A 14,145-nucleotide genomic window follows, 5' to 3' on the forward strand; every position below is an offset into this window, starting at 1 on the left:
CGGCCCCCGGGTGGATACGATGCCCGGACCGATCACCGTCACGGGAGGCGAAGCAATGGCCGGGGAACCGCAGGCCGACTGCCTGTTCTGCAAGATCGTCACAGGGGAGGTCCCGGCGACCGTGGTCCGCGAGAGCGAGACGACCGTCGCCTTCCGCGACATCAACCCGCAGGCGCCCACGCACGTGCTCGTCATCCCCAAGGCCCACTACCCCGACGCCGCCGCGCTGGCGGCCGCCGAGCCGGCCATCGCCGCCGACGTGCTGCGCGAGGCCGGGCAGATCGCCGCGGACGAGAAGGTGGACGGCCACGGCTACCGGATCGTCTTCAACACCGGCGCCGGCGCCGGTCAGACCGTCTTCCACGCCCACGCGCACGTCCTCGGCGGCCGCGGCCTCCAGTGGCCGCCGGGATAGCCGTGTCCGTACGCGAGTTCGTGGTGCTGGGCACCGCCAGCCAGGTCCCCACCCGCCACCGCAACCACAACGGCTACCTGCTGCGCTGGGACGGCGAGGGCATCCTCTTCGACCCGGGCGAGGGCACCCAGCGCCAGATGCTGCGCGCGGGCGTGGCCGCGCACGACATCAACCGGATCTGCGTCACCCACTTCCACGGCGACCACAGCCTCGGCCTCGCCGGGGTGATCCAGCGCATCAACCTCGACCAGGTCCCGCACCCGGTCACCGCGCACTACCCGGCCTCGGGGCAGCAGTTCTTCGACCGGCTGCGGTACGCCACCGCCTACCGCGAGACCGTGCCGCTGCGCGAGGAGCCGGTGGCCGGCGACGGGACGCTGGCCACCGCTCCCGGTTCCCCGTACGTGCTGGAGGCCCGGCGCCTCTCGCACCCGGTGGAGTCCTTCGGCTACCGGCTGACCGAGCCCGACGGGCGGCGCATGCTGCCCGAACTGCTCGCCCGGCACGGGATCAAGGGCCCGGACGTGGGCCGTATCCAGCGCGAGGGGCGGCTCGGCGAGGTCACGCTGGAGCAGGTCAGCGAGCACAAGCCCGGGCAGCGGTTCGCCTTCGTCATGGACACCCGGCTCTGCCCAGGGGCGACGGCGCTGGCCGAAGGCTGCGACATGCTGGTGATCGAGTCGACCTTCCTGGACGAGGAGGAGCGGCTGGCCACCGAGCACGGTCACCTCACCGCCGGCCAGGCGGCCCGGGTGGCGCGGGACGCGGGCGTACGCCACCTGGTGCTGACGCACTTCTCGCAGCGGTACTCCGACCCCGCCGTCTTCGAACACCAGGCCCGCGCGGCGGGCTTCGAAGGCGAGCTCACGATCGCGGCGGACCTGGTCCGGGTGCCCCTGCCCAAGCGGGGCGGCTAGGCCCTGACCGCGTGGGAGCTGCCGGCCACCGAGTGGCGCGGCGGACCTTCCGCGGGTGAGGTGCGACACACTGGGTTTGCTCCTGCGCCGAACGGGCAAAGCCGGCCGTTTCCGCCCGGGGCCTGCCAGCGGAAGGCCCACCGATCCGCACACCACCCACCGGGGAGTACACCGTGACCAGTCGGGACAGCCTCACGAGCCGCTCGGCAGCAGTGGACCCGCTCGGTCCGCTGCGCGACCCGCGGGAACCGGGCTGCGACGTCTTCCTGACCGGAACGGTCTTCCTCGACATCATCTTCACGGGCCTCGACTCGGCCCCGGTACGCGGTACGGAGTCCTGGGCCCGCGGTATGGGCTCCAGCCCCGGCGGCGTCGCCAACATGGCCACCGCCCTGGCCCGGCTCGGCCTGCGCACCTCGCTGGCCGCGGCTTTCGGCGACGACCACTACGGCGAGTACTGCTGGGACGCGCTCGAACAGGGCGAGGGCATCGACCTGTCCATGTCGCGGACCGTCCCCGGGTGGCACAGCCCCGTCACCGTCTCGATGGCCTACGAGGGCGAGCGCACGATGGTCTCGCACGGCCACGAGGCGCCGCCCCCCGCCGGCCCCGGCCCCTTCCCGCAGTGCCCGCCGCTGGCCCGGGCGGCCGTGGCCTCACTGGGGCAGGGACGGCCCGGCGAGGAATGGATCGGGCAGGCCGCGCGGCGCGGGGCGCGGATCTTCGCGGACGTGGGGTGGGACGAGAGCGGGCGGTGGGACCTGGGGGCCCTGGCCGACCTGGAGCACTGCGAGGCCTTCCTGCCGAACGCGGGGGAGGCGATGCGGTACACCCGGACGGACTGCCCCCGGGCGGCGGCCCGCGCGCTGGCCGAGCGGGTGCCGATCGCGGTGGTGACGATGGGGGCGGAGGGCTCGTACGCGGTGGACGGGCGTACCGGGGAGACGGCCCACGTCCCCGGGATCGCGGTCGAGGAGCTCGACCCGACGGGGGCGGGTGACGTGTACGTGGCGGGCTTCCTCACCGGCACCCTGGCGGGGTGGCCGCTGGCGGACCGGCTGGCCTTCGCCGGCCTGACGGCCGCGCTGTCGGTCCAGGAGTTCGGGGGCTCCCTCTCGGCCCCGGGCTGGCCCGAGGTGGCCCTGTGGTGGGCCGGCGCACCGGATGAGCTGCGGGGCCGGTACGGCTTCCTGGACGCGCTGATCCCGCCGGGGTCGACTCCGGCCGCCCGCCGCAGGGCCGTCCCGACGATCGGCTTCCGTCACCCCGTGTAGCCCGCGGCCCGGGCAGGGCTCCGTACGCCGGCCCCGGCACGCCCACGGCGGCCGCCGCCGCCCGGATCACCGGCGTGCGGCGCGGGAAAGGGCGCGCAAAACCTTTCGGGGATGGCGCGGCGGCGACGTACGCTTGGTAGTCCGGAGGTCGTCGATCGGCGCGGCCCTTCAACGGGAGGTATGTGCAGGCCACAGTGCCGGCCCATGACTCAGACACCGACAGCCCACATCCCCGCGCCGGGGCAGGCGCGAGCCCACTTCACCGTCCCGGCGACGCACCCGATGGTGACCGTCCTCGGTTCGGGTGACGCCCTGTTGCGCGTGATCGAGAAGGCCTTCCCGAGGGCCGACATCCATGTTCGGGGCAATCAGGTCAGCGCGATCGGCGATGCGACGGAAGTCGCTCTGATCCAGCGCCTGTTCGACGAGATGATGCTGGTGCTCCGCACCGGGCAGCCGATGACGGAGGACGCAGTGGAACGCTCGATCGCCATGCTCAAGGCGAGCGCCGGCGGCAATGGCAACGGGCCCGACGAGACGCCGGCCGAGGTGCTCACCCAGAACATCCTCTCCAGCCGGGGCCGCACCATCCGCCCCAAGACCCTCAACCAGAAGCGGTACGTCGACGCGATCGACAAGCACACCATCGTCTTCGGCATCGGCCCCGCCGGTACCGGCAAGACGTACCTCGCGATGGCCAAGGCGGTCCAGGCCCTGCAGTCCAAGCAGGTCAGCCGGATCATCCTGACCCGGCCCGCCGTCGAGGCGGGGGAGCGGCTGGGCTTCCTGCCGGGCACGCTCTTCGACAAGATCGACCCGTATCTGCGCCCCCTCTACGACGCGCTCCACGACATGATCGACCCGGATTCGATTCCGCGGCTCATGGCGGCCGGGACGATCGAGGTGGCGCCCCTGGCGTACATGCGCGGCAGGACGCTGAACGAGGCGTTCGTCGTCCTCGACGAGGCGCAGAACACCACCTCGGAACAGATGAAGATGTTCCTGACCCGGCTCGGCTTCGACTCCAAGATCGTGGTCACCGGTGACGTCACCCAGGTCGACCTGCTGCCCGGTGGCACCAAGAGCGGCCTGCGCCACGTGCAGTCCATCCTCGAAGGGGTCCCGGACATCCACTTCTCCCAGCTGACGTCCGAGGATGTCGTCCGGCACAAGCTGGTCGGCCGTATCGTCGACGCGTACGAGAAGTACGACGACGGCCAGCAGGGCCGAAACGGCCAACACGGGAAGTAGAACTCAGCGCACCATGTCGATCGACGTCAACAACGAGTCCGGGACCGAGGTCGACGAGCAGGCGATCCTCGACATCGCCCGCTACGCGCTCACCCGGATGCGGATCCACCCGCTCTCCGAGCTCTCCGTCATCGTGATCGACGAGGAGGCGATGGAGCAGCTCCACATCCAGTGGATGGATCTGCCCGGGCCCACCGACGTCATGTCCTTCCCCATGGACGAGCTCCGTCCGCCGGCCAAGGACGACCAGGAACCCCCGCAGGGGCTCCTCGGCGACATCGTGCTGTGCCCCGAGGTCGCGAAGAAGCAGGGCGAGGAAGCCCCCACGCGGCACTCCATGGACGAGGAGCTCCAGCTCCTGACCGTCCACGGGGTGCTGCACCTGCTCGGCTACGACCACGAGGAGCCCGACGAGAAGGCCGAGATGTTCGGCCTGCAGGCGGCCATCGTCGACGGCTGGCGCGGTGAGCGCGGTATGACCGGCGCGTCCCCGGCCCCCACCGTCTCGTGAACGCCGCCCAGCTGATCACCGGGGCGGTGCTGCTGGTGGTGGTGGCCTGGTTCGCGGCCTGCGCCGAGTCCGGCATCGCCCGCATCTCCAGCTTCCGCGCCGAGGAGGCCGTACGGGCGGGCCGGCGCGGCAGCGCGAAGCTCGCGCAGGTCGCCGCCGACCCCACCCGCTACCTCAATGTCGCCCTGTTGGTGCGGGTCGCGTGCGAGATGGCGGCGGGGGTGCTCGTCACGTACGTATGCCTGGACGCCTTCGGCGAGAACTGGACCGCGCTGCTCATCGCGATCGGCGTGATGGTGCTGGTCTCCTTCGTCGCCGTGGGCGTGTCCCCCCGTACGATCGGCCGCCAGCACCCGCTGAACACGGCGACCGCGGCCGCGTACGTCCTGGTACCGCTCGCCCGGATCATGGGGCCGATCCCGCAGCTGCTCATCCTCATCGGCAACGCGCTCACGCCCGGGAAGGGCTTCCGGAAGGGGCCCTTCGCCTCCGAGGCGGAACTGCGCGCGATGGTGGACCTGGCGGAGAAGGAGTCGCTGATCGAGGACGACGAGCGCCGGATGGTGCACCAGGTCTTCGAACTCGGCGACACGCTGGTGCGCGAGGTGATGGTGCCGCGCACCGACCTGGTCTGCATCGAGCGGTACAAGACGGTCCGGCAGGCGACGACGCTGGCGCTGCGGTCGGGTTTCTCGCGCATCCCGGTGACCGGGGAGAACGAGGACGACATCGTCGGGATCGTCTACCTCAAGGACCTCGTCCGCAAGACCCACATCAGCCGGGAGGCGGAGTCCGACCTCGTCTCGACGGCCATACGGCCGGCCGTCTTCGTGCCGGACACCAAGAACGCGGGCGACCTGCTGCGCGAGATGCAGCAGGTGCGCAATCACGTGGCGGTCGTCATCGACGAGTACGGCGGCACGGCCGGCATCGTCACGATCGAGGACATCCTGGAGGAGATCGTCGGCGAGATCACCGACGAGTACGACCGGGAACTCCCGCCGGTGGAGGACCTGGGCGGGAACCGCTACCGGGTCACGGCGCGACTGGACATCACCGACCTCGGCGAGCTGTTCAAGGTCGACTCCTTCGATGACGAGGACGTGGAGACGGTCGGCGGGCTGCTGGCGAAGGCGCTCGGCCGGGTGCCGATCGCGGGTGCGTCGGCGGTGGTGGAGCTGCCGGACGGGCGTCCGCTGCGGCTGACGGCCGAGTCCCCCGCGGGGCGGCGGAACAAGATCGTGACCGTGCTGGTGGAGCCGGTGCCCCGGGAGGAGGCCTCGGGCGAGGAGGAGGAATGACCCCCGCGCAGCTGCGTGCCTTCTGCCTGGACTTCAACGCGGCGGTGGAGGAGTTCCCCTTCACACCTCAGACCTCGGTGTTCAAGGTGCTGGGGAAGGTGTTCGCGCTCACGGCGCTGGACGCGGAGCCGCTGAAGGTCAACCTCAAGTGCGAGCCGGAGCTGGCGGTGCGGCTGCGGGCGGAGCACGAGGCGATCGTGCCGGGCTGGCACATGAACAAGCGGCACTGGAACACGGTGACGGTGGGCGGGGCGGGCCGGCCCGGCGGGCTGCCGGACGCGATGGTCCGGGAGCTGGTGGAGGACTCGTACGACCTGGTCGTGGCGGGCCTGCCGAGGGCGGAGCGGCTGCGGCTCGACCGGCCGTAAGAGCTCGGCCCGCTGCGAAGGGAGCGTCTCGGCGGGGCCGTCGCACGGCCGGGCCGAGGCGCTCCCTATGCTTTCGCCCATGACCGACAGCACCGGGATCGACCCCGAGGACAGCAAGATCATCACGCTGGCGCGCAGCGCCCGGGCCCGCAACGGTGTGCCCGAGGGGGCGGCGGTCCGGGACGAGACGGGCCGCACCTACGTCGCCGGGACGGTGGAGCTCGACTCCCTCAAGCTCAGCGCGCTGCGGACCGCGGTCGCGATGGCGGTGGCCAGCGGGGCGCGGTCCCTGGAGGCCGCCGCCGTCGTCACCGCGGCCGACGCCCCCGCGGAGGCCGACCGCGCGGCCGTACGCGACCTGGGCGGCCCGGACACCCCGGTCCTCCTGGCGGCGCCCGACGGCACCCTGAAGTCCACCACCCCGGCGGGCCCCTGACGCCGGCCCGGTCGTGCTGACCCCGAGCGGGGCGGCTGGAGCCGGGTACCCCGCTACCACCGCCCCGGCGAGGCCGAGCCCGGGCCTCCCGCGGCGCCCTTCCGGGCCCTGCCCGCCGCCGTCGCCGCGGGGCTGGTCGGCGCCGGGACCCGCATCGGGGAGAATGGCCCGTATGAGCGATCGTTCCCCCGAGTCCACCGTCCCGCACCGCGCGGGCTTCGCCTGCTTCGTCGGCCGCCCCAATGCGGGGAAGTCGACCCTCACCAACGCACTCGTGGGCACCAAGGTCGCGATCACCTCCAACCGGCCGCAGACCACCCGCCACACCGTCCGCGGCATCGTGCACCGCCCCGACGCCCAGCTCGTCCTCGTGGACACGCCCGGCCTGCACAAGCCGCGCACGCTGCTGGGCGAGCGCCTCAACGACGTCGTACGGACCACCTGGGCCGAAGTCGACGTCATCGGCTTCTGCCTGCCGGCCGACCAGAAGCTCGGCCCCGGCGACAAGTTCATCGCGAAGGAACTCGCGGGGATCAAGAAGACCCCCAAGATCGCCATCGTGACCAAGACCGACCTGGTCGAGTCCAAGGCCCTGGCCGAACAGCTGCTCGCCATCCACCAGCTCGGCGCCGAGCTGGGCTTCGAGTGGGCCGAGATCGTCCCCGTCTCGGCGGTCGACGGCAGCCAGATCCAGCTGCTGGCCGACCTGATCGCGCCGCTGCTGCCGGAGAGCCCGCCGCTGTATCCGGAGGGCGACCTCACCGACGAGCCCGAGATGGTGATGGTCGCGGAGCTGATCCGCGAGGCCGCGCTGGAAGGCGTACGGGACGAGCTCCCGCACTCCATCGCCGTGGTGGTCGAGGAGATGATCCCGCGCGAGAACCGCCCCGCCGACCGGCCGCTGCTCGATATCCACGCCAACGTCTACATCGAGCGGCCGAGCCAGAAGGGCATCATCATCGGCCCGAAGGGTGCCCGCTTGAAGGAGGTCGGGATGAAGTCGCGCAAGCACATCGAGGCGCTGCTCGGGACTGCGGTCTTCCTCGACCTCCATGTGAAGGTGGCCAAGGACTGGCAGCGGGACCCCAAGCAGCTGCGCAAGCTCGGCTTCTAGACGGCAGCGGCGGTCATGACCTAGGGGAGCCGCCGCACCTTCACCGCGTTGTCCGTACGGGTCCCGGGCCGGCCGTCAGGCTGGTCCTGGACCCGTACGTGTTCCTCCGCGAGCAGGACCTCCCAGGCGTCCGGCGCCAGTTCCAGCTGGGCGAGGACCTCCTGCGGGGTCGGGAACTCGATGTCCGGGTGCGGGTCCTCCTCCTCGGCCCCGGACGGCCATCCTCCGTGGCCCACGACCAGCAGGATCCCGCCGGGTGCCACGGCGGCCGCGGCCGTGCGCAGGATCCGCGCGCGGGGAAAGTCGCCGTAGGTGTGGAGGAAGCACGCCGAGACGAGGTCATACTCGCCTGCGGGGAAGGACTCCGCGAGGTCGTGCTGCTGCCAGTCGGTGCGGTCGGCGACCCCCGCCTCGGTGGCGTGCTCGGCCGCGCGGGAGAGGGCGACCCGGGAGATGTCCGTGCCGGTGACCTGCCAGCCCCGCCGGGCCAGCCAGACGGTGTCGGCGCCCTCGCCGCAGCCGAGGTCCAGGGCCCGTCCGGGGGCGAGGTCCGCGGCCTCGCGGACCAGGGCGGCGTTGGGCTTGCCGCTCCACATGCGGTCGCTCTCGCGGTAGCGGTAGTCCCAGTACTCCGCACCGCCCGCGTCGGGCACGGGGGAGTGGGCATGGGCGTGGCCGTGTGCGTGGGGCTGCGGGTGCTCGGGCATGGGGGCCTCTTCCTGTAGGGGCGCCGGTCGGCGTGCGGCTGCGGATGCCGTGTGCCGATGCTCCGCCGATGCCCACCGGCTGCGCAAACTTCCTTGCCGTTCCGGCAAAAGCCCATGGCGGTCCCGGCGAGTTCAGTCCGTCGGCGGCCCCGCGATCAGAGCCGTCCCGACGCGGCGGAAGCCGATCCGGGCGTAGAGGCGGGCCACGTCCTCGTCCCCGGCCGAGAGGAAGACCGTACGGACCCCGCAGGCCAGGGCGTCGGCGACCAGGGCCGCGGTGACGCCGAGGGCCAGCCCCTGGCGGCGGGCCGCCGGGAGGGTGCCGACCGCCACCACCTCGGCGACCTCGCCCACCGCGGTGTACTGGCCGGAGCAGAGCACGGTCCCGCCCCGCACGGCCGCGGCCAGCGTGGTGGCGCCCGACGCGATCATCTCGGAGACCTGCGCCCGGCGGGCCTCCACCGACGGGTCCGTCATCGCCACCGCGAGCGCCGCGGGCCCGGCTTCGCCGACGGCGGTCCCGGGCGCGCCGAAGGCCAGCATCGGGACCGTCACCGCCGCTCCCAGCAGCGGATCGTCGGCGGCGAGCAGCCGTACCTCCGGATGCGGCGCCACCGCTTCCGCGTCGGCCGCCGACGTCGACAGCAGCGGATGCTCGTGGACGCGCAGTCCCGAGGCCTCGGCCGCGGCGCGCAACGAGGGGCTGGTCTCAGCCACCCACTCGAAGGCCTCGGGCACCTTCAGCTCCCGCTGCCGGTCCCGCACCCGCTCCACATCGGCGACGGTGACCGCGCCGGCCCCGAGGGCGGGCCGCGCGTAGTACGGCCAGCCCGCGCCTTCCTGGACGAACAGGGTCAGCGGGCCGAAGTCCTCGGCCCGCGCGCCGCCCGCCCGCGGCACCGCGTCGTAGTACCGCTCCAGCTCGGACAGCGTCGTATCGATCACCCGGTCGGTCATCGCGCCATCCAAACAGGCCGGCGGCGCTCAGGCACCTTCTTTGAGCACCCGGGAGATCAGGGCCCGCTGTGCGTCCGTCAGGCCTGGTTCATGACAGGAGACCGTGCGGCCGTCCACGCAGATGCGGTACGAGAAGCCGTCGCGCACGTGCTCCGCCTGATCCCCCGGCGGCCCCGGGCGAAGCGCCAGGTACGCCAGTGCCTGCCACTCCTCCTCATCCGGCCGGCCGGAGGTGTCCACCTCGGCCCGCCGCTCGATTCCCGCGAAACCGCCTGTCCGTTCCACCTGAATCCGCATGGGGTCCGTCTACCCGGCCAGCGGGACGCCCACCACCGACCACGCCTTCTGCAGTGCCCGGTGCTCCTCGCCGCCGTCCCCGTACCGGGCCACGGCCGCCGCCACCGAGAGTCGGCCGAAATCGGCGAAGTCGGCGTCCACGGCCAGGTCCCCGCCGGTCAGGGTGTCGTACCAGATCTGCCCGGCCCGCTCCCAGGCCTTGCCGCCGAGCTCGGTCGCCGCGATGTAGAAGGCGTGGTTCGGGATGCCGGAGTTGATGTGCACCCCGCCGTTGTCCTGGTGCGTGTGGACGTAGTCGTCCATCGTCGCGGGCTGCGGGTCCTTGCCGAGCTCGTCGTCGTCGTACGCCGTACCCGGCGCCTTCATCGAGCGCAGGGCGACCCCGCTCACGTTCGGCCCGAGCAGTCCGGCGCCGATCAGCCAATCGGCCTCCTGCGCGGTCTGACCCAGCGAGTGCTGCTTGATCAGCGAGCCGAACACGTCCGACATCGACTCGTTGAGGGCGCCCGACTGGCCCTGGTACTCCAGGTTGGCCGAGTACTGCGTGACCCCGTGCGCCAGCTCGTGCCCGATGACGTCCACGGCCACCGTGAAATCGAGGAACAGGTCCCCGTCCCCGTCGCCGAAGACCATCTGCCGGCCGTCCCAGAAGGCGTTGTTGTACTCCTCGCCATAGTGGACGGTCGCGTCCAGCGCGAGCCCGGCGTCGTCGATCGAGCGCCGCCCGAAGCCCTTGAGGAACAGCTCGAAGGTCGCCCCGAGCCCGGTGTACGCGCGGTTGACGGTGGCGTCCGAGCTGACCGGGTCGCCCTCGGCGCGCACCTTCTTCCCGGGCAGCCGGGTGCGCTGCCCGGCGTCGTAGACGGTGCGGTTCGGATCGTCGGACCCGGGCGTCGGGGCGGCGGCGGCCGTCCCCCGGACGGTGGTGACCCGGCGCCGGGTACGCAGGAAGGAGTCCCGTTCGAGGGTGCGCTGCGCGAGGTCGGCCCGCCGGGTGTTCCCGGACTGGGCGATCTTGTCGAGCAGGTGCGGCGGCACGACGGTGCAGAAGACGGGGTGGCGGTGAGCGTGGGAGGCATCCATCTCCGCAATGTGGCACTCAGTCACCATGCTGTCACTAGCTGCCACCATGATTCATTCACGAGCCTGACAACGCCGCGCCACGTTGACGCAGCGGAACGGGCGGCGGGGAGCCGGGACGGGGCGAAACGAGAGGTAGCTCACATTCCGCACAAATCGGACCGAGTGGTCTTGCATACTGAAACACGTCCTCGCGTTACGGCGCGGCTCGGCTAGGCTCGGTCCATCATGCGTATCGGGCTGCTTCTCCTTAGCTGCCGCGGCGAGGGCCTGTAGTCGTAGGCCGACCCCCTTCCCGCGGAGTTCGGTGTTGCGGATTTACCACCCGTCCGTCGGCCGTCCCAGCGAACAACGCGGACACGCGAGGAGCCCTACGCCATGAGTCAGAACAGCTTCGTCGGTCGCCCCACGCCCATCACCAACGCGACCCACACCCAGAAGCCCTCCGGGATGCCGATCCACAAGTACGGCTTCTACGAGCAGGTGGACATCCCGGACCGCACCTGGCCCGACGCCCGCGTCACCAAGGCTCCCCGCTGGCTCTCCACCGACCTGCGCGACGGCAACCAGTCGCTGATCGACCCGATGACCCCGGCCCGCAAGCGCGAGATGTTCGACCTGCTGGTGCGCATGGGCTACAAGGAGATCGAGGTCGGCTTCCCGTCCTCCGGCGAGACCGACTTCAACTTCGTGCGCTCCATCATCGAAGAGGGCGCCATCCCGGACGACGTCACGATCTCCGTACTGACCCAGGCCCGCGAGGACCTGATCGAGCGGACCGTCGAGTCCCTGGTCGGCGCCAAGCGCGCCACCGTGCACCTGTACAACGCGACCGCCCCCACCTTCCGCCGCGTGGTCTTCCGCGGGTCCAAGGAAGACATCAAGCAGATCGCCGTCGACGGCACCCGCCTGGTGATGGAGTACGCCGACAAGCTGCTGGGCCCCGAGACCACCTTCGGCTACCAGTACAGCCCCGAGATCTTCACCGACACCGAGCTGGACTTCGCCCTGGAGGTCTGCGAGGCCGTCTGCGACGTGTGGCAGCCGGGCGAGGGGCGCGAGATCATCCTGAACCTGCCCGCCACCGTGGAGCGTTCGACCCCGTCCACGCACGCGGACCGCTTCGAGTGGATGGCCCGCAACCTGACCCGGCGCGAGCACATCTGCATTTCCGTCCACCCGCACAACGACCGCGGCACCGCCGTGGCGGCCGCCGAGCTGGCCCTGATGGCCGGCGCCGACCGCATCGAGGGATGCCTGTTCGGGCAGGGCGAGCGCACCGGCAACGTCGACCTGATCACGCTGGGCATGAACCTGTTCTCCCAGGGCATCGACCCGCAGATCGACTTCTCGCAGATCGACGATATCCGCCGCACCAGCGAGTACTGCAATCAGATGGAGGTCCACCCGCGCCACCCCTACGCGGGCGACCTGGTCTACACCGCCTTCTCCGGCTCCCACCAGGACGCCATCAAGAAGGGCTTCGACGCCATGCAGGCCGACGCGGCCGCCCAGGGCAAGAGCGTGGACGACATCGAGTGGGCGGTTCCGTACCTGCCCATCGATCCGAAGGACGTCGGCCGCTCCTACGAGGCCGTCATCCGCGTCAACTCGCAGTCCGGCAAGGGCGGCATCGCCTACGTCCTGAAGAACGAGCACAAGCTGGACCTGCCGCGCCGCATGCAGATCGAGTTCTCCCGGATCATCCAGGCCAAGACCGACGCCGAGGGCGGCGAGGTCACGCCGAAGGCGATCTGGTCCGTCTTCCAGGACGAGTACCTGCCGAACCCGGACAACCCGTGGGGACGCATCCAGCTGCGCTCCGGCCAGACCACCACCGACAAGGACGGCACGGACACGCTGACCGTCGAGGCGGTCGTGGACGGCGAGGAAACCGTACTGAACGGTACGGGCAACGGTCCGATCTCGGCCTTCTTCGACGCGCTGGCCGCCATCGGCATCGACGCCCGCCTGCTGGACTACACCGAGCACACCATGAGCGAGGGCGCCTCCGCCGTGGCCGCCTCCTACATCGAGTGCGCGATCGACGGCCGCGTGCTGTGGGGCATCGGCATCGACGCCAACACCACCCGCGCCTCCCTGAAGGCGGTCATCTCCGCCGTCAACCGCGCGGGCCGCTGACCCTTTCGGTGCCCCCTCCGAAGCCCCGCCGCTCCCTCCTCGGGAGGGCGGGGCTCCGCCGTTCCCGGCCCGGTAGGCGGGGGCGCAGACCGGCCAAGTCCGGCCGCCGCGAGATGTTGTCCTGTCACACGGCTGACGCATCCTCACCGATGTGGCTAACATCACGCCAACCCGGCGATGCTGCCGGAAGGTGACGGAGGTGCGACGTGCTGCCAGTTCGGGGTGGGGACGGCCGGAAGCTGACGGTCTGGGGCACCCGTACCACCTGGAGCACCGTGGGCGACGGGGAGTTCTTCTGCCCCGCCTGCGGTGGAGACCGCAATTACCGCCGCCGCACCGGGCGCCGCCGGTTCACCGTCATCGGGGTACCGCTGCTGCCGCGCGGGCAGGCCGGACCGGTCGTCGAGTGCCAGGCCTGCCGCGAGCGCTTCGGCACCGAGGTCCTGGACCACCTCACCACCACCCGCTTCTCCGGGCTGCTGCGCGACGCCGTGCACACCGTGGCGCTGGCCGTGCTGGCCGCGGGCGGGACGGCCTCGCGCAGCGCGCTGGAGGCCGCCGTGTACGCCGTACGGGCCGCGGGCTTCCAGGACTGCACGGAGGAGCAGCTGGAGGCCCTCGTGGAGGCGCTGTCCAGCGACGAGGGCCGGCTCGGGCTCTACGACGTCCCCGAGTGCTGCGGGGCGGCGCTGTCGATCGAGCTCCACGAGGCCCTGGAGCCGCTGGCCCCGCACCTGGCAGACCCGGGCCGCGAGTCGATCCTGCTGCAGGGCGCCCGTATCGCGCTCGCGGACGGACCGTACATCCCGGCCGAGCGGGAGGTGCTGTGCACCGTAGGCGCGGCGCTGCGCATCGACGCGAACGAGGTGGCCCGGCTGCTGTCGGCGGTGCGGGCGCCGTAGGTCCCCCCGGTTGGGCGATGTGGGCGGGCCCGGCGTCGCTCTCGCCGGGCCGGTTTCGCGTACGAAGCCGGCCCCGCGGCTCACCCTCGGTACCCGCCGGGCCGCCGTAGGTGTCCGGAACGACGGGTCAGGACGTAACGATCCGGCCTCGGGAGGCCTGAATCCAGCCTCTCCCCCGCTCTCCCGACGGCGAGAACCAGCCGTCGCCGGCGCGGCGCGTCCACCCCTTGGACGGCCCGGGCCGAGGCTCGGAATCGGCGCGGTCGTGCCCTCGTGCAGGGCTTCCTCGCAGGTCACCGAGGGTGGATGGGGGCGCGCGGCGGCGGGATCGGCGGGCCTCGCCGCCCCTGCGGCCATAACGCGTCGCTGCTCGATGCGCCACTGGACAAACATCCAGATCCGGCCAGCCGTGACGGCAGCGATTGGTAGAAGCCGACGATATCTGTGAGCGCCCCCACAGGCGTTCAATTCCG

At 71.7% G+C, this 14,145-nt stretch carries 15 protein-coding genes; 11 read left to right on the forward strand and 4 right to left on the reverse strand.

Translation table 11 applies throughout. The features are described 5' to 3' along the window. The first annotated feature begins 55 nt into the window (after positions 1 to 55). The 9 genes from ACWDX7_RS04135 (at position 56) to era (ending at position 7,587) form a co-directional block, all read left to right on the forward strand. Entirely contained in the window at positions 56 to 415 is a 360-nt protein-coding gene (locus ACWDX7_RS04135; RefSeq protein WP_451489281.1) for a histidine triad nucleotide-binding protein, read from the forward strand. A gap of 2 nt (positions 416 to 417) precedes the next feature. Beyond that, positions 418 to 1,332, forward strand: coding sequence for a ribonuclease Z (locus ACWDX7_RS04140; RefSeq protein ID WP_451489280.1), 915 nt, complete (start codon positions 418 to 420; stop codon positions 1,330 to 1,332). A 173-nt stretch (positions 1,333 to 1,505) separates the two neighbouring features. Next, positions 1,506 to 2,606: a PfkB family carbohydrate kinase gene (locus ACWDX7_RS04145; RefSeq protein WP_451489279.1), complete on the forward strand. Its 1,101-nt coding sequence runs from the start codon at positions 1,506 to 1,508 to the stop codon at positions 2,604 to 2,606. Positions 2,607 to 2,810: 204 nt separating this feature from the next. Then, positions 2,811 to 3,857, forward strand: a complete 1,047-nt coding sequence (locus ACWDX7_RS04150; RefSeq protein ID WP_451489278.1) for a PhoH family protein — start codon at positions 2,811 to 2,813, stop codon at positions 3,855 to 3,857. A 13-nt stretch (positions 3,858 to 3,870) separates the two neighbouring features. Next, positions 3,871 to 4,368: an rRNA maturation RNase YbeY gene (ybeY, locus tag ACWDX7_RS04155; protein ID WP_451489277.1), complete on the forward strand. Its 498-nt coding sequence runs from the start codon at positions 3,871 to 3,873 to the stop codon at positions 4,366 to 4,368. Then, positions 4,365 to 5,669 carry a hemolysin family protein gene (locus ACWDX7_RS04160; protein ID WP_451489276.1) on the forward strand — a complete coding sequence of 435 codons (1,305 nt, stop codon included), beginning with the start codon at positions 4,365 to 4,367 and terminating at the stop codon, positions 5,667 to 5,669. Before ybeY ends, ACWDX7_RS04160 begins: the two co-directional genes overlap by 4 nt. Further along, positions 5,666 to 6,037, forward strand: a complete 372-nt coding sequence (locus tag ACWDX7_RS04165; protein ID WP_451489275.1) for an MmcQ/YjbR family DNA-binding protein — start codon at positions 5,666 to 5,668, stop codon at positions 6,035 to 6,037. Before ACWDX7_RS04160 ends, ACWDX7_RS04165 begins: the two co-directional genes overlap by 4 nt. Before the next feature lie 79 nt (positions 6,038 to 6,116). After that, positions 6,117 to 6,473, forward strand: coding sequence for a cytidine deaminase (locus ACWDX7_RS04170; RefSeq protein ID WP_451489274.1), 357 nt, complete (start codon positions 6,117 to 6,119; stop codon positions 6,471 to 6,473). 163 nt (positions 6,474 to 6,636) lie between these two features. Beyond that, on the forward strand, positions 6,637 to 7,587 hold the full coding sequence (era, locus tag ACWDX7_RS04175) for a GTPase Era (protein ID WP_451489273.1): 951 nt from the start codon (positions 6,637 to 6,639) through the stop codon (positions 7,585 to 7,587). Between the two features lie 20 nt (positions 7,588 to 7,607). Here era and ACWDX7_RS04180 read toward each other — a convergent pair whose 3' ends face one another. From ACWDX7_RS04180 to ACWDX7_RS04195, 4 genes are all read right to left on the reverse strand, one after another. After that, positions 7,608 to 8,294, reverse strand: coding sequence for a class I SAM-dependent methyltransferase (locus ACWDX7_RS04180; protein WP_451489272.1), 687 nt, complete (start codon positions 8,292 to 8,294; stop codon positions 7,608 to 7,610). A gap of 132 nt (positions 8,295 to 8,426) precedes the next feature. After that, positions 8,427 to 9,251 carry a GNAT family N-acetyltransferase gene (locus ACWDX7_RS04185; protein ID WP_451489271.1) on the reverse strand — a complete coding sequence of 275 codons (825 nt, stop codon included), beginning with the start codon at positions 9,249 to 9,251 and terminating at the stop codon, positions 8,427 to 8,429. A 27-nt stretch (positions 9,252 to 9,278) separates the two neighbouring features. Then, positions 9,279 to 9,548, reverse strand: coding sequence for a protealysin inhibitor emfourin (locus tag ACWDX7_RS04190; protein ID WP_451489270.1), 270 nt, complete (start codon positions 9,546 to 9,548; stop codon positions 9,279 to 9,281). Between the two features lie 9 nt (positions 9,549 to 9,557). Further along, complete coding sequence (locus ACWDX7_RS04195) at positions 9,558 to 10,631, reverse strand: M4 family metallopeptidase (protein WP_451489269.1); 1,074 nt, start codon at positions 10,629 to 10,631, stop codon at positions 9,558 to 9,560. A gap of 375 nt (positions 10,632 to 11,006) precedes the next feature. Here ACWDX7_RS04195 and leuA point away from each other — a divergent pair, with 375 nt between their 5' ends. Both leuA and ACWDX7_RS04205 read left to right on the forward strand, forming a co-directional pair. After that, entirely contained in the window at positions 11,007 to 12,770 is a 1,764-nt protein-coding gene (gene leuA, locus ACWDX7_RS04200; protein WP_451489268.1) for a 2-isopropylmalate synthase, read from the forward strand. Positions 12,771 to 12,976: 206 nt separating this feature from the next. Then, positions 12,977 to 13,672, forward strand: a complete 696-nt coding sequence (locus ACWDX7_RS04205; RefSeq protein ID WP_451489267.1) for a TerB family tellurite resistance protein — start codon at positions 12,977 to 12,979, stop codon at positions 13,670 to 13,672. Positions 13,673 to 14,145: the final 473 nt, after the last annotated feature.

The sequence above is a fragment of the Streptomyces sp. NPDC003034 genome (assembly GCF_053591375.1).